Below are 21478 nucleotides of genomic sequence, written 5' to 3'. Positions count from 1 at the left end.
GTAACGAATAGTGTGAGGTTGCAGAACCGGATTATTCGCTGGTTAGACATACGTTTCCCAGAGTATTTCTCCGTCTTTAAAGACTGGACAAGCAAGCGATCGTTGGCAACTCTTAAGGATATACTTATACCGACGATTTTGCCTATCTTGACCCGAATAAAGCGACTTCGAAAGTAACGGTATCCCGCTTCGATACAAAGGGGAAAGTGCTTAGCCAGTACAAAGATCTATCCCTTGCGATCGTCCGAAATGCAAAACCCGTGCTCCCGAACTTGTTCTTTGCGTTGGACTGGAAGGGGAGCTTCATCGGATACTTGGATCAGGGACTAACCTCCCTTCGTACGGACGGATCGGTCAAGTGGCAAACCAATGAGCTTCAATATCAAGGTGCCACCTATCCTGTCTCTGCCATGAATCTCCTGTTGACGGACCCGAAGGGTAACGTGCTCGTGGGGATTCAAGACCAACTCTTGTGCCTGTGTGATGACGGGAACGTCCTATGGGCGATGCCGAGCCACATGACCAAATCCGTGGCAAAAATCATGGGGAAATACGTGGCGTTTGGCGGGAAGTACTATACGATGACCGCAACCGGACTCTCCGAAGAAACCGATCCCGAGATCGCAGCTTCGCTCAGCGGGAAAATCGTCGACCACCACGGAGGGTATTACAAGGTCGACGAGAAAGCGTCGACGTTAACGGATGTCGACCTCGTATCAGGGAAGCCGGAATGGGAATATACCTTAAATGCCGCTGAACGTGCGGCGGGTTATAATATATCGCCCAATTTCACACAAAACCTGGCGTCGGACGTGCAAGGAAATGTATAGGTTTCGACGAATGGCGGCAGCGTGCATTCGCTTGATCCGGATGGGCAGCCCAGATTCACCCTGCAGATCACCAATAAAATCATAGGCTATTCGCAGATCATCCCGCTCACCAAGAAGAGCGTGATTATTACGAACAACCGGCACGCCATCTGCCTTGAAAGGGCAGATGATATGAATTTAAGCTTGAATGGCGAAGAGCAGACGTTGGTGCATCCGCTTGTCAAACAGGACGGTCGGGTGATGATCTCGCTTCGTGAAGTTTTTGAAATGCTGGGAGCGAGCGTCACATGGTCGGCAGAACAAAATGAAATCACTGCCGAAAAAGATGGGAAGAGGATTGTCTTGCGAGTCGGCTCTACGGAGGGGACCATCAACGGAGAACCTACGGTGCTTGATACCGCGCCGGCTCTGCTAAACAATGTGACCTATGTGCCCATCCGTGTGGTGAGCGAAGCCTTAGGCAGTCACGTTGAATGGGACGAAGCTGCTCAGCTCGTTCGTATTACCTCGTAACCCAATAGGGTGGTGACCAGTCCATGGTCACCACCTTTTACCTTTTTCGAGCATCCGTTGTGCCGCAAATAGAGCCCAAGCCGCAGCGGCAATATGCAATACTCATTTTTTTGTGGTGTTCGCTCTTGGTATTCTCGCCGACTTATTTCTTTCTTAGATAATGTGCATTTTGAAATTCATTAATTCCGTTAACGGGAGACGATACTGTGGAGCTGCCGCGAGGACAGATCCACTTTGATGTTATTAAAGTAAAGGGAGTTTAGTGAAAGTAGGAAAACATGTTGTAGACATAGAAGATAGTAATTGTAACAAATAAATTTATGAGAGTAATAAAGGAGATGAATTCATGAGTTTTGGTTTTAATAAAGTTCAGGACGTTCTGGAAAATTATAAATCTGCAATTTATGAGAAAGATGTTGAGAGATTTGTATCTACATTCGCTTCTGACATACATATTTATGATTGTTGGGAAAACTGGGAGTGCATTGGCATTTCTCAATGGAAGGAAATAGTGAAAGAATGGTTCAATGGTTTAAGCGAGGAAGGTGTTTTACTCAAAACCGATATTGATGATGTAGTAGTTGTAGAAAATTCGAATCTCGCTTTCGTTCATTGTGCTGTTACGTTCGCTGCTTACAACGAATCTAGAGAGAAACTTCGTCAGATGACAAATAGATTCACATTCTGTTTAAGAAAAGAAAATGAATCTTGGACTATAACACATACACATTCATCATTGCCAATAAGTATGGAAACTGGGAAGGGCATTTTTAACTTAAAGTAAGGACCTATCCTATATACAAGTAAAAATATATTGTTTTAAAAAGGAAATTGTTAAACTAAACGGAGAACGATAGTTAAACATTTGAAGGGCTGCCGCGTGGCAGCCCTTCACTCCGCTAAACATTCCTGTTAGGGCTAAGAAATAGCGAAAAAGGAGCTCCTCGGTATGATGGGTTTGTCGACGGGTTTGTAACCCAATACCATCAAGGAGGCTTTCTCGCTATGAAGTTTAAACAAACAGACGGACAAAATCAATGTATTGAACGAATTACCATTTCTCATCTTGTTGTGGGCATCGACATTGTGAAGGAAACTCATGTCGCGCAAGCGACTAATTTTCGCGGCATCGTACTTTCAAATCGTCATCTCACATTTTCAAATGCAATTGAAGGCTTCGAAAAATACATTCGGTTGGGCGAGGAAGTAAAGTGAGCGATAAGATTCCTTTGCTTTAAGCTGAAAAACAGGCGGCCAATTTTCTCTCGTTTATGACCGTCGAAGAGAAAATCGGCCAGTTGCTTCAGCTTTTGGGTTGAACGGAGGAATGCTTCGGAGACATCCGTACGGCTCCGGATCAAAAGAAATGAAAAAGACGAATACATGAAACCTTGCTCCATTCGGATCAGGGCTTTAATGTATTCGTTTCAAGCTACAACCTATGAATAGAGGTATTCAGCTTCAAAGGCTTTCTCTTGCAAAGCTTTAAGCTCCTATCCCTTTAGCGAGCCGGACGTGATGCCGTTAATGATATATTTTTGCATGAAGATGTAGAACAGAATGAGTGGTGCAACCGCTAGGAGCATCATCGGGAAGAAATTCGTCCAGTCGGTCGAGAATTGCCCAATATTGCGGAACACTTCTAAGAGCAATACACCCTTTGAACGGGATTGCAAGAACAACAATGGCGTCATGAAATCATTCCACACACCAAGTGTATTTAAAATCGCTACAGTGGCAATCACCGGCGTAAGCAGAGGGAACACAATCTGCCAGAATGTTCTCCAAACCCCACAGCCGTCTACTCTTGCTGCTTCTTCCAGTTCAAATGGAACGGTAGAGCTGATAAAGCTTTTAATTAAAAAGATAGAGAACGGAAGGCTGTAACAAATTTCTATAAGAACAATGCCCGTGTGGGTATTCATAAGCCCAAGCTGGGCTACCTGTTTATAAAGTGCTAAGATCCCCATTTGGTACGGTACCATCATCCCAACCATGAATAAAAGGAACACGATCCGATTGAAGTGATTAGTGCGTCGTACCAAGCTGTAAGCAGCCATCGCAGAAAACATGACAATACCCGCAACGGAAGAAATCGTAATGATAAGGTTGTTTCCCAACACATGAATGTAGTTCATTGCCTTAAAGGCGCGAATGTAATTGACGAACGTGATGTTAACTGGAAGGCCCAGCGGATGAGAGACCGCATCAGCTGGGGTCTTAAAAGTCGTGATGATCAAATAGTAAATAGGGATCATAAAAATCGCCGCTAAGACGAGCATGAGAATTTCCGTGACGGCAGTTTCTTTTGTATATCGATTCATGATTACCGCCGCTCCCACATCTTGATTAGTGAAATGTGAATAAAGGTGATGATGCCAACGAGGATAACGAAGACGATACCGAATGCGGCTCCATAGCTATAGAAACCTTCACTGAGCCCTTTCTTGAGCATGAGTGATACGATCGTTTCCGTAGAATACCCCGGGCCACCGCCAGTCAAGGCGTAAACAATATCAAATACCTTCATGCCGTTTATCATCCCCATAACCGTATTGAAAGTGATCGCCGGAAGCAGTAGAGGAAGTGTGATATAGCGGAACATTTGCAACCCACTCGCTCTGTCAATCTTCGCCGCTTCGTAGTAATCTGTTGAGATGCTCTGCAAGTTGGCCAAATAAATAACCATTGTGTAACCAACCCACTGCCATACGGAGGCGATGATGACCGAATAGAGTGCAAGATGAGGATCTCCGAGAAAATTGATGCGTTCAAAGCCAAGAGCGACTACAAGTTGATTAATCAAGCCAAAGTCGGAGGGTGAGTACATAAAATTCCAGAGAAAACCGATAACCAATACGCTGAACACCGCAGGAAGGAAGAACGCAGCCCGCAGCAGATTTTTTGTTTTTAATTTTTTATTGAGAAACACCGCTAATGGAATGGCTAGTACATTCTGCCCAAGCATCGCGAGTACCGCATAGATTAAAGTGTTTCTAATACCTGTCAAATAGATTGAATCTTTAAAGAGAGCTATATAATTGTCTAGACCAACAAACTTGACAACAACCGGATGCACGTCTGACCAGTTTGTAAAGCTGTATAAAGCGGTCTTTAAAGTCGGAATTATGAAAAAGGTACAATAAATAAGTAAGGCAGGAAGCAAAAGCAGAACATAACTGATCTCTCGTTTGAAAATTTTTGGTTTGTTCATGTGCAACAACCTTTAGCTTATAGGATGTACAAGGGGCAAATCGCATTGCCCCTTGTAGTTAGGTCTGTTTGGGTTGTAACAGCAAGTTACGCTGCCGGAAATAAAATGATCGTTTTTATCGACGCTGTGACTGGAATACAGTTGCAAATGACAGAGACTGAACCGACTAACTTTCTGGAAGGCGGCTATTAAGCTAAAACATTAAAGATTCAGTAGGCATCTTCATAATTATTTGAAGATGCCTGATGTCGGGTGACAAGAACATTATCTCATTAAAAGTCGCATAAATCGCGGCTTTTTTATTTTATGGGATAAGGTTCTTGTCAAAACCCAATGACAAGAACCTTATCCCATTCCCGATTTTGACAAGAACATTATCTCATTCCCGACGGATTGTAGGAAAGTGGAGACCTTAACGATTAAGCTAACGGGCAGAAGAGCATGGTGTTAGCTTGTGTTAAAGCTACCACTTTTTTGAGCTGTTGGGGAGTGATACGAAACTATCAATGTCTTTGAAGCGTCTAATTTTATGGGATTATTTGTTAATAAGGAGTTGTGTTTGTTATATGCAAAGAGCAATAATTGTTAGTTACTTGACCGAGAAAAAGAATAATTTAGAAGAACTAAACGAATTGTTATCTCAGGGATGGAAGGTTGTTAGTCAAAGTTCTATGGGAGGTGGCGGAATTAATACTGTCAATTCTCTTGTAATACTGGAAAAATAGCTATTCCGCTAACGCAGAACTATATCTAAATAGACATCTTGAGAAGGCTGCCAATTGAACGGCAGCCTTCTCAATTAACGGGCAGGTTTGCGTGGCAGAACTCGGGGTAGATCGGCAACCATTTGTCTATTTCGGTCAATAACTTTGAGGCTTACCATGCAATGCTACAAACATATTCGCAATGAAAAACAAGTTTATGAATCATTAAGAGAAGTAATTAACTCAATAATGATTGAGGCAGGATATCAGGATTTAATCAAACACTTCTGGAGAAAAATTTAACAATCGATTGAGCTAACGAAAAACAATAGTTCAATGAGGTAGTCTACAACTTTATTATTTTTCGTGAATTCCTGTTACAGGAAAAGCGAAAGACAAATTACAGTGTAAAGGGGAATTTAAGAGATGGTGTCAACCGATAAAAAAAGATTTCACTTTGACAATTTATACTTTCTAGACCCGAAGCCTTACGAATTTTTTTTTCTGTTCCAAATCGGCGACTTGAGCTGCGATTCCGGTTATGTTTTGATGGAGCATACGCAAGTTTGTTACGAAATTACCTACGTCATGTCGGGCAAAGGGTGGTTTTCTACAAACGGCAAACGCTACGAGGTGGAAGCGGGAGACCTCTATATCAACAATCCAGGGGAAAATCATGCCGGAGGTGCGGACGAACGAGATCCGTTCCGGTATTTTTATTTCGGTTTTTCATTCCACCCACCACGGAACAGCGACCATCACGAGAGTATGGAGAGTCCCTTTATCCATATTCAGAAAATGATGGAAATAAAAGGGTTGCCACTCAAGAAAGACCGGCTGGGCATCGAGCATCCGTTTTTGAGCGCATTGAAAGAGTTTCGAAATGTGAGCCAATATTCACAGCTTATGACCCAGACTTATCTGAATCAACTGATCGTGCTGATGTACCGCAATTTTTTCTCAGATTGGGATAGTTCTTACCATTACACAAAGGAGAAAGGCGATTCCAAAGAGATTGTCTACAACGCTATCAGCTACATCGATAATCATATTCTCCAGCTAAAGGATTTGACGGAGGTTTCTCGGGCGCTAGGCTACAGCTATTCTTATCTCTCCCACTTGTTTACCGAAGAAACGGGGATCAGCCTGCGAAATTTTTATGCACAGAAAAGGCTGGAGAAGACCATCGAATTAATCCGTACAAGAAAACACAGCATTACAGAGATCGCATTGACCATGCAGTACCAGTCGATTCATTCGTTCAGCAGGGCCTTTCGAAAGGCGGTCGGGCTCTCACCGACCGAATACATACAGCTTCATTGCGACAAAAAAGATAAAAAGGAACAATAGGTAAGCATGAATGGATAAATACACGGAGCGCGGATTTAGATATGATCAAGTTGTGAACTCATTCAATAAAAGTCGGGATGAAAGAGGGATAATATGGAAAAAATCAATCGATTGACCTCTCTGTTCTTGGTAACCACGATGGCCGTTTCAATGATGGCCGCATGCAGCAGTAACAGCACCACTACTGGAGGCAGCTCTTCTTCACCGGGACAAACTCCGGTGGCAACCACGGCGAGTAAGAAAGACGTGGCCTTAAATTTCTGGACCATCTCGCTCAGTCCAAACTTTGACGAATACATAAAAGGCCGGATCAAGAAATTCCAGGACGCTAATCCTGGAATCACCGTGAAATGGACAGATCTTCCTTACGGTTCGATGGAAAACAAACTGCTCACTTCAATCGCAGGTGGTAACTCGCCGGATGTAGTCAATCTGAATACCGGTATGACTCTTACGCTGGCTGCCAAAAATGCGCTTGTCGACTTGAACAAAGAAGCGACGGACGAGCAGCGCTCCATCTATTTCCCAGATCTTTATAATTCAACGAAAATCGGCAACAGTGCCTATGCATTCCCTTGGTATTTCGGGCTGTCCGTGTTCATGTACAACAAGAAGCTTTATGAGCAGGCCGGACTCGATGTAAACAAACCGCCTACCACGATGGAGGAAATGAAGCAGCAGGCCATTCAAATCAAACAAAAGACCGGGAAATACGGTTTCACGCTGAACTCTAACCCCCCTGCGGATCTGTATTTCTCCGGTGTGCCGATCATCAGCCCGGACAAGAAGAAAATTATCGTTAATACGCCGGAAGCTTTGGCTTGGGCAAAATGGAACAAAGATCTCTATGACCAAGGGGTCGTTCCCAAGGACAGTCTCAGCGCTGATGCGAACTATGCGACGGATAAGTATCAAGCCGGAGAAATCGCGACGCTGACGACCGGCGCCAACTTCCTGAACCGCGTCAAACAAAACGCGAAGGACGTTTACGATAACACGCTGGTTTCGAAAATGCCGGCTTTAAAAGAAGGGGGCAAATATCAAGCAGGTCTTATGGATGTCGTTGTTCCGAGCATGAGCAAAAACCATAAAGAAGCGATCGCTTTTGCGAATTTTATTACGAACGACGAATCACAGCTGGAATTTTGCAAAGTGGTTAACATTCTTCCGTCGACGAAAAAAGCGGCACAGGATCCTTTCTTTACACAAGGTGGCAGCGACCCTGAATCGAAGGCGAAAGTCATCTCCGCATCGATGGTAGGTCAAGCGCAGGACTTTACGCTCGGCATCAAAGACGAATCGAAAGTATTGGAACCACTTTGGAAGGGGTGGACGAAAATGCTGCTCGGACAGCAATCCCCAGAAGATATGCTGAAGTCGGCTGAGATTGACATGCAGAAAATTTTGGACCAAGTGAATGCGGATAACTAAAATGCCTGAATAAGGGGGGGAGAATAATCTACTCCCTTTATGCTAACCAGCTAGGGAGGGATACGTTTGAGCTTATCCAAACAACAAAAGCGCCGATCCGCTTTTGCCTATTTCATGATTGCACCCGGGATGATCCTGCTGATTGCATTTACGTTTTATCCAATTGTGTATGGTTTACCCCTTGCTTTCACGAACTACTCGGCGGTAGACACAACCAAATGGATTGGTATGAAAAATTTCAATAAAGCGTTTCATGATCCGGACTTTTTGGTTTCTTTGAAAAATTCACTGATTTATGTGGTTGTCGTGCCCGTTATCCAGATACTGGCTATCTTGATGGCGGTGCTGGTGAATACTAAGTTGAAATTTGTGAACTTTTTCCGGGTGGCGTACTTTATTCCGGTCGTGACCTCTATGGTTGCCGCTGCGATTGCTTGGAAATGGATGTATGAGGAGAAAGGGATTCTGAACTATATCCTGCTCAGCCTTGGGTTGATCAAGCACGAGATCGCTTTTATGGTGGAACCGAGTTTGACGTTAGCCGGGGTCATGCTGGTGACGATCTGGAAAGGGCTCGGATACTACATGATGATCTACCTTGCGGGATTGCAGACCATCCCGTCGGAAATACAGGAATCGGCCAGAATAGACGGGGCCAATCGGAGCCAGGTCATTCGTCATATCACAATTCCGCTGCTGATGCCGTTCGTTTTATTATGTTCGTTATTGTCTGTCATGGGCGCGATTCGGGTTTTTGATGAAATTTTCGTCATGCACGGACCTAAGGGCGACCCGGTTAACTCTACTCTGGTCACCAGTGTGTATTCGTACAAAGTGGCGTTCCAGGATTTTAATTTCGGTTACGCTGCGGCTGTTGGACTTGTTGTCGCTTTGATTATTCTGGTGTTCTCCTTGATCATGTTCAGGTACACAAGAAAGGGAGGATTAACCTATTATGAATGAGGCGATCAATGTAATTAGGACAGGAATTAGGCCGAATTCCAAAAGAAGAAGCTGGAAAAAAGTCATCTCGGCCGTCATTGTCTACCTGTTGTTATTTCTTATAGCGCTGGTTTTTCTGGGCCCGTTTTTATGGCTGCTGTCCACATCCTTAAAGGTAAACGCGAATGTCTACAAATTCCCGCCACAGCTGATTCCATGGCCGATTAACTTTAAAAACTATCTCGATGTCTTCCACATCATGCCGTTATGGAGCTATATATGGAATACCATTGTAATGACATTTTTGGGAGTAGTGTTAAATGTCGTGATCTGCACCGCAACGGCGTATCCGATCGCTAGGATTCATTTTCCCGGCCGCAATTTTGTCTTTTACGCCATCATCAGCACGATGATTCTACCTAATGCCGCCGGAATGATCGTCAACTTTATTTTGATCCAGAAGCTTCATTTGTACAACACGGTGTGGGGTGTCGTGCTTCCTTCGGCGGTCAGCGTGTTTAACATTTTTCTACTTAGGCAGGCCTTTATTACCATTCCGAACGATATGGAGTATTCCAGTCGAATTGACGGTGCAAGCGAGTTTCGGATTTTCTGGAATATTATGGTCCCCATGATCCGGCCTGCGATTGCAACGGTTGTTATCTTCGATTTTATGGGCTTCTGGAACAGCATGATCTGGCCGGTCATCATCCTGGATGACAAGGAAAAATATCCGCTTACCGCCGCCCTGCAGTATTTGCAGGGGAACCTGGCCTATAACTTTCCGTACATCGCTGCCGGAACGATCATTTCCGTTATCCCGATCATTTTGATTTTCCTGGTTCTGCAAAAGCAATTCATCAACGGCATGGTGGGCGCAGTCAAAGGGTAATCGAAGGGGTTTTCCATCCAAACTTATCGAAATGAGGGATTGATGTGTTGAAGAGAAAAATCGCAGTAAGTGTCATGTTGATGCTAGGACTGGCAGGAGCAAGTTTATCATTTGCCGCGCAGGTTACGGTACCGGTTTCGTCGCTTCAACCTGCTGTTCATCTCGAGAAACCGCAATTGACAGGAGTGGGAGGCAAGCTCCTATTGAGCGATTCGCCAGAAACGTTCTCCACGACTGGCGCATTCTATCGCGACAAAGCGGAAGGTGACTTCCGCGTGTTCTGGCATCATCAGAATGCGGCGAACCAAACGTTTAACGTAGGCGTTGCGGTAACCAATACATCGGCAGAGCCGATTAATTTATACACGAAAGGCAGCGGGTTAGGAACGAACGTCTATGTGGACGTTGCTGGCCAAACGGCACTGGCTGACTTTATGCGTACCCAGAGTACAACCAATTTGGTAGCCGATCTCAAGCCGGGGGAAAGCTATTATCTGGCGGCTCCGACAGATTACGACATCACGAATAGCGGCATCGTTCAATTTGCGGCATTATCGCTGCGCGGAGAAAACCCGGCTCAGGTGACAGTAACCGTTTTAAGCTATGACGTGAAGCCAGTTCATCCTGAGCAAATCGCGGTTCTTCCCGAAGATTCGCATACGCGGGGGACCTTTCCACACTTTGACCGGATCGGCCTCCTGAAGTACGATACTTCGCTCGGCAATGCTTACATCCGGATTGATTCGGCCGCGTACGGACAATGGAGTGACGCTTTGCCCGGCGAATATGAGGACGGCTGGGATGCGGTTGATAGCAAATCCGTCATTAATAACGGCAACTACGGCGTCATGTATCATTTGGGCACGGAAATCGTCAACAGTTATCACCATCCCCGCCAGATGAGCTTATACCTGAATCCGTCGGGTGGATACGGACATTATGTCGTCAAATGGAATAAGGAAATCTTCCAATCGGATTACATGACTTGGGAGAACGCATGGAATATCACCAATTTCAAATTGAACCCGAACGGCGGCTTGTTTAAAGCGGAAATGAGTTTAACAGGTGGAGCTGCAGGGCCACAGGTCGTGTATTTTACCAACCAGCCTAAATAACCGGTTTTTAACCGTGTGGAACGCCTCAGTCGTATGCGTTTAGACTGAGGCATCTTTCTTAGATGTTCTATCAGAGGAGGTTTGGATAGGTTGAAAAGAAATATCGCAATAAGCGTCGCGTTAATATTGGCATTAATGAGTGCAAGTACTGCATTTGCGGCACAGAACACCGTACCGGTTTCTTCGCTTCAACCGGCTGTCCAGCTGGAGAAACCACAGCTGACGGGCGTTGGGGGCAAGTTGATTTTCAGTGATAGTCCAGAAACGTTCTCGGCACCAGGAGCATTCTATCGCGACACCGCCGAAGGAGAATTCCGCGTATTCTGGCATCATCAGAATGCGGCAGAGCACACGCTAACGGTGGGTGTAGCTGTTACGAACACTTCGGGCGAACCGATTAATTTGTCTTCTAAAGGCAGCGGGTTGGGGACAAATATTTACGTAGATGTAGCCGGTCAAACAGCCCTTGCCGATTTTATGCGTACCCAGGATAAAAAACAATTTCTTGCAGATCTGGTGCCAGGTGAAACCTATTATTTCACGGCTCCAACCGATTCCAACATAACGAACAGCGGTCTCGTCCAATTTATCGCGTCGACGAAGAAAGGAAACCACCCGGCCCAGGTGACAGTGACCACTTTAAGCTATGATGTAAAGCCCATCCATCCAGAGCTAGCTGCAATTCTTCCGGGAGACTCTTTAACCCGGGGAACGTTTCCGCATTTCGATCGGGTAGGAACTATCCGTTACAATACTTCGACAGGCAACGGTTATCTCAGCATCGACTCTGATGCAGTTGGACCGTGGAAGGGAAATGAAATGCCTGGTGAGTATGAGGAAGGCTGGGACGCTGTGGACGGAAAGACAGTCATCAATAACGGTAATTACGGGGTCATGTATCGTTTGTCTACAGAAATCATCAACAGCTATCATCATCCAAGCCAAGTTAGCTTGTATCTGAATCCTGCGGGGGGTTATGGACATTATGCGGTCAAATGGAATAAGGAGATCTTCCAATCCGAATATCTGTCTTATGAAAACGCCTGGAATATCGTCAACTTCAAATTGAACCCGAACGGCGGAGAATATAAGTCTGAAATGAGTTTAACAGGAGGATCTTCTGGACCGCAAGTCATCTATTTTACGAACCAGCCTAAATAACTGGATTAATTGTCACCGGATAATAGAAGGAGGAGACCCCAATGCACAAAGAAATGCATGCCGATCTCATCATCATCGGAGGTGGAATGGGAGGTTGCGCTGGAGCCCTAGCGGCAGCAAAAATGGGTAAAAAGATCGTAATGACCGAGGAAACGCATTGGATCGGCGGGCAGCTGACGAGCCAAGCCGTTCCCCCGGACGAACATCCCTGGATCGAACAGTTCGGCTGCACACTCAGTTATCGCCGCTTCCGGGATGGCGTTCGCAATTATTACCGAGACAATTTCCCTTTAACGCCCGAAGCTAGGGCGAACATTTTTTTGAACCCGGGCAACGGGTTCGTCAGCCGGCTCTGCCACGAGCCCAGGACCGCCCTTGCCGTTTTGCAACAGATGCTGGCACCGTATACCCACAGCGGGCAAGTGACGATTTTAACCCGATTTCGGGTGGAAAAGGCCCGGACCGAGGGGGATGAAGTCCTTTCGGTAACGGTCGGTGGTATGGATGATCCAATTCGGATTGAGTTGACCGCTCCCTTTTTTCTGGATGCAACCGAATGTGGAGACGTGCTTCCGCTCGCCGGCGTCGAATATGTGATAGGGGCGGAATCGCAGCGGCAAACTGGAGAGCCGCACGCCTTGGACGGCGATCCTCAACCGTTTGACATGCAGGCGTTTACCTATTGCTTCGCTATGGATTATCTTGAAAACGAAGATCATACCATTCCAAAGCCTGATCAATATAGTTTTTGGCGGGAGTACCAAGCTGATTTTTGGCCGGGTAAGCTTCTTAGCTGGACGGGTGTGAAGCCTGCCACACTGGAACCGATCCAATACCCCCTTTTTCCAGGAAAAGACTGGATATCGTTATTCGGCTATCGGAAAATAATTGACCGGAATAACTTTATACCGGGTACCTATCCAAGCGACATTACACTTGTCAATTGGCAGCAAAACGATTATTGGCTAGGCCCCGTCATCGATGTCCACGAAGAGGAAAAGGTTCGCCATCTCGAGAATGCGAAGCAGTTGAGTCTCTCCCTATTGTACTGGATGCAAACGGAAGCCCCCCGTCCCGACGGAAAACAAGGATACCCAGGACTTCGTCTGCGAAAAGATGTCGTCGGCACCGACGACGGGCTGGCTATGCATCCGTATATCCGGGAATCTAGGCGGATTCAGGCGGAATTTACGGTGCTGGAGCAACATTTGAGTACGGAATGTCGGGGGACTGACGAATCGGAAAACTTCGCCGATTCCGTCGGGATCGGATGCTACCGGATTGATCTGCATCCGAGCACGGGGCGGCGGCATTACATCGATATTTCCAGCTTGCCGTTCCAGATTCCACTCGGCAGCCTGATTCCGGTACGCATAAACAACCTGCTGCCCGCTTCCAAAAATATTGGCGTGACCCACATAACGAACGGCTGTTACCGACTACATCCCGTGGAATGGAATATCGGCGAGGCGGCAGGATATTTGGCCGGATTTTGCATGCAGCATAACGTCAAACCTCGGGAAGTCCGAAACAATCCGACGCTGCTGAGCGCTTTTCAAAACTTGCTTGTCCAGAATGGAATCGAATTGGCATGGCCTGAGATGCGGCCCGTATAACCTTTAGGTAAACAAAAATATGTCTAAATGGGAGGAAACAAGATGGAGAAAGTAAAAGTGGCTGTGATCGGATGCGGTACAATTGCCAACAATGAGCATATTCCAGCTTATATGGCCAATCAGGACGCAGAAATTAAATATTTTTGCGACATTTTGAAAGAAAGAGCCGAAACGGCCGTTAAGAAATATGGTTGTGGCAAAGCTGTAAAAGATTATCATAACATCCTAAACGATCCTGAGCTCGAAGCCGTTTCTATTTGTACGCCTAATCATATACACGCGTCGATCGCAATCGATTTTCTTCGGGCCGGTAAGAACGTATTATGCGAAAAGCCGGCCGCCAGAACCTATTCTGAGGTTTTGGAAATGCAAAATGCACAGCACCAAACTGGAAAAATATTAAATATCGGTGTGGTCAACCGTTTTAATACGGGTGTAAACATCATCAAGAAAATGATTGAAAACGGCGACCTGGGCGAACTTTACCACGTATGCATAAGCTTTCGTGCCCATCGCTCCATTCCCGGTCTTGGAGGAGCATTTACCACGAAGTCCATTGCCGGTGGCGGGGCTTTGATCGATTGGGGAGTTCATTTCCTTGATATTGTGATGTATTGTTCTGGCGACCCGCAGCCTAAAACCGTTTCAGGACAGACCTATTGTAAGTTAGGGAGGGATATGAAGAATTATTCATATCTGAACATGTGGGCGGGTCCGCCCACTTATTCGGGAACATACGATGTTGACGATTTTGTAACGGCGATGATTCGGACCGAAGGCCCAAGCATTACACTGAATGGCGCGTGGGCACAAAACATCGGCGTCGATGAGATGTATATCGATTTTTTGGGAGACAAGGCCGGAATAAGACTGCAGTATGGAGACGGCTTCAAAATATATAGTGCACAAAATGGCGCATTGATTGAGAGTACCCCAAAATTTAATGTTGTTAATCAATTCCAAAACGAAATAGACAGTTTCTTAGCATGCATTAAAACAGGCGAAAAACTGCCCTCCCATATTGATACCGCCATCATTACCGCGAAGATTATCCAGGCGATTTATGATTCTTCGGACAACGGTGAGGAAATATCTTTTAAATAAGCTGGAGGGTATGGACCATGAAAAAAATAGGTTTTATCGATTATTATCTCGACGAGTGGCATGCCGAGAAATATCCGGAGTGGATCGAGAACGCATCGAACGGCGTAATGAAAGTAACGTATGCATACGGGAAGAAGGATTCAGAAAAGGGGCTCAGCAATGCCGATTGGTGCGAAAAAAAAGGCATCCAGTTACTCTGTTCTATCGACGAGGTTGTGGAAAAAAGCGATTATTTGATCGTATTGTCGCCCGATAATCCAGAGCTACACGAAGAGTTGTCCATTCTTCCATTACAATCGGGAAAACCCACCTATGTTGATAAAACATTTGCACCGGATAGAAAAACGGCCCTTCTCTTATTTGAGACGGCTCAGAGATATGGGACACCGCTTTATTCAACGTCAGCTCTTCGATTTGCAACCGAGTATGTGGAGGCAGATAGGGAAGGTATTGAAACTATTTGCAGTGTGGGACCGGGAACATATGAAAACTACTCCATTCATCAAATCGAGCCGATCGTCTCCCTGATGGGGTGTGAGCCGAAACAAGTGATGTATTTCGGAACACCAAAATCTCCGGCATTGCTGATCAGATTTGCGAATGGGCGACAAGCCACGATTAACCACTTCGGGTGGGAATGCCCTTTTAGGATGACTTTAAACTATGATTCGTGCAATGCTAAAACCTTAAAGCCTGAATCCGATTTCTTTGAAATATTTATAAAAAAAATGTTAACGTTTTTCGAAACAGGTGAGCCTATGGTTAACCCGTCCGAAACTATTGCGATTATTACGATCATTGAATACGGCTTAAAAGCTAGACAAACTCCATATCGTTTGGTAGACCTGCCTTAACTAAGGGATTACCCAGTGTATAACATTTGACATTTTGGCGGTGGAAATGGCATGGAGAGAAGCCTCCAATTCACACGTGAAAAATGGGATCTATGGCGAAATGTGTGTTTCCGCCATGATGGCGGCTGCTGCAGTTACCGCCGATATCGAAACTATCGTGATTGCCGGATTGACGGAAATTCCGGAAAAATCGCGGCTCGCTGAAGACATTTACAGGATCATAGCCTGGAAAAAGGAAACAATCAGCTGGGAAGATGCGATTGATCGGATTCATTAGCAATATGACGAAGAGAGCCCTCTTCACTGGTGCCATACAAATGCCAATGCGATGATTGTTGCATTGGGTTTTCTTTTCGAGATAAACCCTTAAAACCGAGGGACGGGCAGCATAGCTTTGTAATGGATCCATAACTTATGATACGGATCGCCAACAGTTTGAAACGGCAAGTTTTCCAAAACGACATATGATTTAAATAGGGAAAAGAATTCCTTGCGGAACCTTTTCCCTCTTAATACAGAAACGAGGCTGCTGGCACAACTGGCAGCCTCCATTACGTTAACTGGCAGGATAATTCAGTAGCTCTGAATAGACTTTATAAATTTGTTTTTAGTGAAGTTATGAAAGAGACGAGGTAATAATTGGATATACTATCTTAAGGATTTGTTTTTTTGTCTAAAAGGGGAACAGGAATTGTATTTTACTTTCTTGAAGCTTTTCTATTATCCGTACAATATCTAAGTGCAGCGATCTAAAAGCAAGCAAAGCATTCAATAAAAGAGAAGTTTCATTAATCTATAGTTGGAGAACAAAAAATTGCATAACTCGGGAGTAGTCAATGCGGTTGTTACTTCTTATTTATCAGAGGTAGAAAAATCGTGAATAAAAATGAGAGATAGGTTTACTTCTACTATCTCTCAAAGTTTTATTATGGTTTTGAGACGCTGAAATTTACTACTGTTTTTTCATCGTTCATTTTACTGGTTAATTTGAAACCAAACTTATTTAGAACATCATCGATTGAAATAAGATATTTACTTTCAGGACTGGAATATCCATTTTGCTCAATAAATCCTTTGATATCTCCCTTTTTGTTTGACAGCTTTATTTCAAACGAGTTTTTGGGATTTATTAAAGTGTATTCATTATAAGAAATGTCAGTATTTTTATTTAACTTTTCAATTTTAAGATAATCGAACTCATTTTTTGGTGTTGCATACTCATAGCCGTATGGGTTTGAAGATGGTAAAATGATATATTCATCATTATAAATGGATAGAATTGTTGCAATTAAACTTAAGTCATTTGCGTCAATATAAAGTTTGCCGCTGTCATCTTTATATATCCTATGATATGCGTTATTGTATGACTTGCTGTTGATTGAAATATAGGTATATAGATTGAAAAATTGATATTTTATTTGCCCATTATCACTTATAAAAGAGATATTCTCACCAATCTCTACCTGACCAAGTTTTTCATTCCACTGTACTTTTGTACCTGTAAGTTCACCAATTGCTTTCAATGGAACATAAGTGTTTCCATTATAGTTTAACGTCGGTAAAGATTCGTCTTTGTACTCTTTGCCGTTAACTTGTACAGGATATTTGATTTTAGTTAGAACAAACTGTTCAACTTCGTCAGCGTAGGCCGATCCAAATGTTGCGAATAGCGCCCCTGCTAAAAATGTGGCAATGTAACCTCCGTGCTTTAATTTGATCATTGTAAAAATACCTCCATAAATTCTTGTAGTAAAAATATACCATATGATCCTATTGATAGGTAAGTTAACTGCAACTAAACCATAATCGGATTCAGCAATGCAAAATTAATTGAAACAGCTACCCATTAATGATAAAGTGCAATTGCTCATCTAACGAAAAAACTATAGTAAAACAGCAGGCTGCCGGCATAACTGGTAGCCTGTTCAACTAACGGGCGCAGAATTGTGGGAAATATAACAAAACCTGTAAGCGACTAGCATAATTAAATGTAAGTAAACCTTGGACATATACGAAAAAAATACCTTGGGAGGTGTCTTAGATGGAATCATTAATTATAGAAAAGCCCGCAATGATATTAGCAGGTTTATCCACTAAGGTTACACTTAATGATGTACTATCGAACAAGACGACACTTAAGGTGGCGTCTAACTTCCTCGAAAGAAGAGCAGAAATAAAAAATTGTATAAACGAAAGAGAAGTATTTGGACTTTCAACAGACCCTGAAGATTATAATCCTGAAACAGACCAATTCGAATACTTTATAGGTATTGAAGTTTCTGCAAATGATGGTATTCCAGACGGAATGGATTATCGAGAGATTCCAGCAAATACATACGTGTTATTTACATTTAAGGGTCCGTTTGAAAATGCAGGTGCCGTACATAATTACTTATACTCTACTTGGTTAAAGCAAAGCGGATATGAACTTTCTGGTCTTTTTAATATTGAAATTTACGATGAACGAAATCATGGTCCCGAGTCAGAAGAATCACTTACTGATATTTGTTTTCCCGTTCGAAAAAAATAACATTCACCGCACGATTTTCTATGCTAACGGGACACGATAATGAAATGATTACTATTGAAGCAGGCACTGCGGCGATCTGTTCCAGGTCGTTGAACTAAAGGGTAGAATAGTGGAAAAATATGGTTATTAAAGTTTTGAGATTTTCAAGTATTGTACTATGATAAACTTGATTCCATTATTTGATTCGAGCGATGGTATGGGACAGTGCCCCTTACTCTTACACAATTTAGAGAACAGTATACCTAAGGAGTGGTAGAAATGGCGCGTGTTTTATTTATTAATGGTGGATCAGAGGGACATATCAATCCAACTATTGGAGTTGTGCAAGAGCTTATTTCGCGTGGAGAAGAGGTAGTGTACTTTACTATAGAAGCTTTTCGGGAGCGTATTGAGAAGACGGGAGCTTCAGTACGAACATTTGACGATCAAAAATTTATAAAAGCCTTTATCTCAGGTGGAAGAGATTATTTACTCGAAAGAATCAACGGTCTTTTACTTACGGCAGAGATAGTCATACCAAGCGTTCTTGAACAGATCAAAGATGAGCATTTTGATTACATCATCCATGATTCCATGTTTGGTTGTGGACGTTTACTTGCGCAAATTCTTAAGCTTCCTACAATCAACTCTTGTACTTCTTTTGCGCAGACAAAAGAATCATTCGATCAAATGTTGGAACAGCTTTCTATAAAAATTCCTACAGAAATAGTTAAACCTATATACGATAAATTTCAAAGCCTGACGGTGATGGTGAAGGATAAATATGGTGTGGAGATCCATTCCCCTTACGAAGTGTTTTGTAATCCTGCACCACTTACACTCGTTTATACAACTAGGGAGTTCCAACCTAAGGGAGAAGCATTCGACCAAACTTACAAATTTGTAGGTCCATCTATCTCTTCACGAGTAACGCAAGAAAACTTTGACCTTCCTGCAATCAAGGAGAAAAGCCCAATTTACATTTCACTGGGTACTGTCTTTAACCAAGGAATTGATTTCTATAAGCTTTGTTTTGAGGCATTTGGGAACACGGATCATGCCATTGTCATGTCTGTTGGGAATAGAACCCAAATTTCTGATCTAGGGGAAATCCCCAAAAACTTCATCGTAAAAAATTATGTTCCACAAACGGATGTCCTGCAATTCGCTAAATTATTTATTACACATGGTGGAATGAACAGTACTCATGAAGGTCTCTATTACGGGGTTCCGCTAATTGTAATCCCACAAAGCGCGGATCAGCCGATAATTGCCGGGCAAGTCGCCAATATCGGAGCAGGCATTAAATTACAAATGCAAAGCTTGACTGCAAATCAACTACGTGAAGCCGTAGATCATGTGTTAAGCCTCTCATCTTTCAAGATAGCTGTTGCAAATATTAGGGAATCCTTTCGAAAATCAGGTGGGTATCATCAAGCTGTTAATGAGATTTTCGAATTTAAAAGTCAATATCATATCTAAATATAAAATTTTTTTAGCTACTATATTGTTGACTTTTTCCCAGTGGTTACTGCAACTTCTATTGTAATTAAGTTATGGAACAGGATCTATTATAAAAGAAAGATTGTATACTTAAAGTAACACGGGATCAAGAGCGCAACCAAGAAGCTGCTGCAGAGATATTCGGCAGCTTTGCTGTGCTAAATGGCAGTCAACAAGTCGATAGATAAATGATTGAACTCACGGATAAGTACGACAAGTTCTGCCATAAGTGTTTTACAGTGTGAAGAGCAGAAGGTTACAACATGTAATCTTAACTTTACAACCGAGGATGGGAATGACGGACCCATGTATCCCGAAACCATCCCGCCAATACTTCTGCGCGCGTCATGACTAACAGGTCATGGGGTGTGAAGTACAGGTAGATTCGGCAGAACGAAGGCTGGAGCCATTTTTTAAAAAAAGGTATGCCAACGGATATGTCGCGTGGCTGAAAAACTGGATATGGTGAGAATGTTCAAACAGTCTGAACTGATGAACATCCGAATGTACAGGTCTAAAGTTAGAACATATGGAAACAAATGTACCATCAAACGATGGGGTGGGCGGCGTAAAGCAAAAATTTTTTCTATGAAATACGCTATGCCGAACAATGGCGGCATTGGTCTCACAGGCTTAGAGGAAGCACCTAAGTCCAGAAAGAATAGCTAGGTTGTAAGGGACTTGGAAAGCAAGGGACATTGCAACAAGGGCTGTTACCCGAAACGGTTGTTATAAGGCACATGCCGAAATACATTAATCCTTGTGAGGGCAGGGGTACGACTGATGAATCTCCTGTAATGGGAGTGGAGGAGCTTATTGGCATGGTAGCTTGTAGGGAGAGACAAGGACCAACAAACTGTTAAAATCGAACATTACCTTGTTCCTGGTTATTAGTTAGAATATAGTAAATATATCCAAAGCGGAGTGTGATCTATGATTGACAATAATGGAATGATGGCTAAGAGAGCAGACACCTGATCGGTATTGAGGAGGATGATTGGAAATCCCTCATTACAATAGAACATTTACTTGCAATGTCGGCAGGTTCGATTGGCCAGATTTCGGAGAGTGGAATTATTTCGCCCCTATGGTCTTTCACGAGGGATTGTGGTTTTGGCAGGCTATTGTTCACTTTTTTGAACCCTAGTCATGCAAAACCACAACATTAAAGTACTGGACAGGGGTTCAAAACCCTACATTACCAATTATTACGACAGTATCGTCAGTTGCGTACTGGTAGCGCTTCTGATGGTTCTTTTGCTTTTCATGGATGTTGCAGGACTAGATTCATTTATCGAAACCATCTAATAAGAATAAGGTTTGGTATGTTGAGGGTGCTTCGTAGGTTATGATAAGATTATAAGATATCAAGAGAGAAATTGAGGTGAGAAGCTTGGATCGACTTTATGATATGTTACATTTTAACTCGGAGTTTGTAGCGAAGAAGGAATTTGAAATATATAAAGCTTCTAGATTCAAAGATAGAAAGATGGTTGTTGTAACTTGTATGGACTCAAGGCTTACCGACCTTCTTCCCCGAGCGTTAAATATTAAGGATGGAAATTCCAAAATCATTAAAGATGCTGGAGCGATTGTTTTGCATCCATTTGGCAGCGTTATGCGTAGCGTTATTGTTGCTGTATATGAATTAAATGCCGATGAAGTGTTTGTGGTAGGACATCATGATTGCGGGATGAGCTGTATTGACCCTGGCGAAACCATTAATAAAATGAAGGAGAA

Annotated in this window: 21 protein-coding genes and 1 pseudogene; 19 read left to right on the top strand and 3 right to left on the bottom strand. The window is 43.5% G+C overall.

Features of this window, described 5'->3' with window-relative positions:
* Window positions 1-206 precede the first annotated feature (206 nt).
* The 4 genes and pseudogenes from G519_RS0131660 to G519_RS0131645 all read left to right on the top strand — a co-directional run.
* A complete protein-coding gene (locus G519_RS0131660) occupies window positions 207-830 on the top strand; it encodes a hypothetical protein (RefSeq protein ID WP_029198070.1) in 624 nt (207 codons plus the stop codon).
* Between the two features lie 171 nt (window positions 831-1001).
* Complete coding sequence (locus tag G519_RS0131655; protein WP_161632969.1) at window positions 1002-1343, top strand: copper amine oxidase N-terminal domain-containing protein; 342 nt, start codon at window positions 1002-1004, stop codon at window positions 1341-1343.
* A 346-nt stretch (window positions 1344-1689) separates the two neighbouring features.
* Window positions 1690-2127 carry a YybH family protein gene (locus G519_RS0131650; protein WP_029198068.1) on the top strand — a complete coding sequence of 146 codons (438 nt, stop codon included), beginning with the start codon at window positions 1690-1692 and terminating at the stop codon, window positions 2125-2127.
* Window positions 2128-2348: 221 nt separating this feature from the next.
* Window positions 2349-2537 (top strand): annotated as a pseudogene (locus tag G519_RS0131645) (IS110 family transposase); the annotation flags it as partial.
* Window positions 2538-2836: 299 nt separating this feature from the next.
* On the opposite strand, the gene G519_RS0131640 reads toward G519_RS0131645, so the two are convergent.
* Complete coding sequence (locus tag G519_RS0131640) at window positions 2837-3667, bottom strand: carbohydrate ABC transporter permease (protein ID WP_029198066.1); 831 nt, start codon at window positions 3665-3667, stop codon at window positions 2837-2839.
* A 2-nt stretch (window positions 3668-3669) separates the two neighbouring features.
* Window positions 3670-4557 carry a carbohydrate ABC transporter permease gene (locus tag G519_RS0131635; RefSeq protein ID WP_036634510.1) on the bottom strand — a complete coding sequence of 296 codons (888 nt, stop codon included), beginning with the start codon at window positions 4555-4557 and terminating at the stop codon, window positions 3670-3672.
* A 45-nt stretch (window positions 4558-4602) separates the two neighbouring features.
* On the opposite strand from G519_RS0131635, the gene G519_RS50675 reads away from it, so the two are divergent.
* The 12 genes from G519_RS50675 (at window position 4603) to G519_RS0131575 (ending at window position 16003) form a co-directional block, all read left to right on the top strand.
* Window positions 4603-4749: a hypothetical protein gene (locus G519_RS50675; protein ID WP_154669636.1), complete on the top strand. Its 147-nt coding sequence runs from the start codon at window positions 4603-4605 to the stop codon at window positions 4747-4749.
* A gap of 374 nt (window positions 4750-5123) precedes the next feature.
* Complete coding sequence (locus G519_RS50670; protein ID WP_154669635.1) at window positions 5124-5282, top strand: hypothetical protein; 159 nt, start codon at window positions 5124-5126, stop codon at window positions 5280-5282.
* A 405-nt stretch (window positions 5283-5687) separates the two neighbouring features.
* Entirely contained in the window at window positions 5688-6611 is a 924-nt protein-coding gene (locus tag G519_RS0131620; protein ID WP_029198064.1) for an AraC family transcriptional regulator, read from the top strand.
* A gap of 93 nt (window positions 6612-6704) precedes the next feature.
* Complete coding sequence (locus G519_RS0131615) at window positions 6705-8042, top strand: ABC transporter substrate-binding protein (protein WP_029198063.1); 1338 nt, start codon at window positions 6705-6707, stop codon at window positions 8040-8042.
* Between the two features lie 66 nt (window positions 8043-8108).
* Entirely contained in the window at window positions 8109-9005 is an 897-nt protein-coding gene (locus G519_RS0131610; protein ID WP_036634506.1) for a carbohydrate ABC transporter permease, read from the top strand.
* A complete protein-coding gene (locus tag G519_RS0131605) occupies window positions 8998-9876 on the top strand; it encodes a carbohydrate ABC transporter permease (protein ID WP_029198061.1) in 879 nt (292 codons plus the stop codon). Before G519_RS0131610 ends, G519_RS0131605 begins: the two co-directional genes overlap by 8 nt.
* A 44-nt stretch (window positions 9877-9920) precedes the next feature.
* Complete coding sequence (locus G519_RS0131600; protein ID WP_029198060.1) at window positions 9921-10991, top strand: hypothetical protein; 1071 nt, start codon at window positions 9921-9923, stop codon at window positions 10989-10991.
* A 90-nt stretch (window positions 10992-11081) separates the two neighbouring features.
* Complete coding sequence (locus G519_RS0131595) at window positions 11082-12152, top strand: hypothetical protein (RefSeq protein ID WP_029198059.1); 1071 nt, start codon at window positions 11082-11084, stop codon at window positions 12150-12152.
* A 41-nt stretch (window positions 12153-12193) separates the two neighbouring features.
* Window positions 12194-13768, top strand: a complete 1575-nt coding sequence (locus tag G519_RS0131590) for an FAD-dependent oxidoreductase (RefSeq protein ID WP_029198058.1) — start codon at window positions 12194-12196, stop codon at window positions 13766-13768.
* 42 nt (window positions 13769-13810) lie between these two features.
* A complete protein-coding gene (locus G519_RS0131585; protein WP_029198057.1) occupies window positions 13811-14872 on the top strand; it encodes a Gfo/Idh/MocA family protein in 1062 nt (353 codons plus the stop codon).
* A 17-nt stretch (window positions 14873-14889) separates the two neighbouring features.
* On the top strand, window positions 14890-15726 hold the full coding sequence (locus G519_RS0131580; RefSeq protein WP_029198056.1) for a Gfo/Idh/MocA family oxidoreductase: 837 nt from the start codon (window positions 14890-14892) through the stop codon (window positions 15724-15726).
* A gap of 46 nt (window positions 15727-15772) precedes the next feature.
* Entirely contained in the window at window positions 15773-16003 is a 231-nt protein-coding gene (locus G519_RS0131575; RefSeq protein WP_029198055.1) for an ADP-ribosylglycohydrolase family protein, read from the top strand.
* Between the two features lie 649 nt (window positions 16004-16652).
* Here the strand turns inward: G519_RS0131575 and G519_RS48075 are convergent.
* Complete coding sequence (locus tag G519_RS48075) at window positions 16653-17447, bottom strand: stalk domain-containing protein (RefSeq protein WP_029198054.1); 795 nt, start codon at window positions 17445-17447, stop codon at window positions 16653-16655.
* 320 nt (window positions 17448-17767) lie between these two features.
* Between G519_RS48075 and G519_RS0131565 the strand changes: the two genes are divergently transcribed.
* The 3 genes from G519_RS0131565 to G519_RS0131545 form a co-directional block, all read left to right on the top strand.
* Window positions 17768-18256: a GyrI-like domain-containing protein gene (locus tag G519_RS0131565; protein ID WP_029198053.1), complete on the top strand. Its 489-nt coding sequence runs from the start codon at window positions 17768-17770 to the stop codon at window positions 18254-18256.
* A 258-nt stretch (window positions 18257-18514) separates the two neighbouring features.
* Complete coding sequence (locus G519_RS0131560) at window positions 18515-19717, top strand: macrolide family glycosyltransferase (RefSeq protein ID WP_029198052.1); 1203 nt, start codon at window positions 18515-18517, stop codon at window positions 19715-19717.
* Window positions 19718-21131: 1414 nt separating this feature from the next.
* The coding region (locus G519_RS0131545) for a carbonic anhydrase (protein WP_029198050.1) at window positions 21132-21478 on the top strand (347 nt) is incomplete at its 3' end.

The organism is Paenibacillus alginolyticus DSM 5050 = NBRC 15375, from assembly GCF_000422905.1.
In the GTDB taxonomy this organism is placed as follows: Bacteria; Bacillota; Bacilli; order Paenibacillales; family NBRC-103111; genus Paenibacillus_E; species Paenibacillus_E alginolyticus.
Note: the sequence above shows the minus strand (reverse complement) of the source record. Positions and strands in the feature narration are given on the sequence as shown.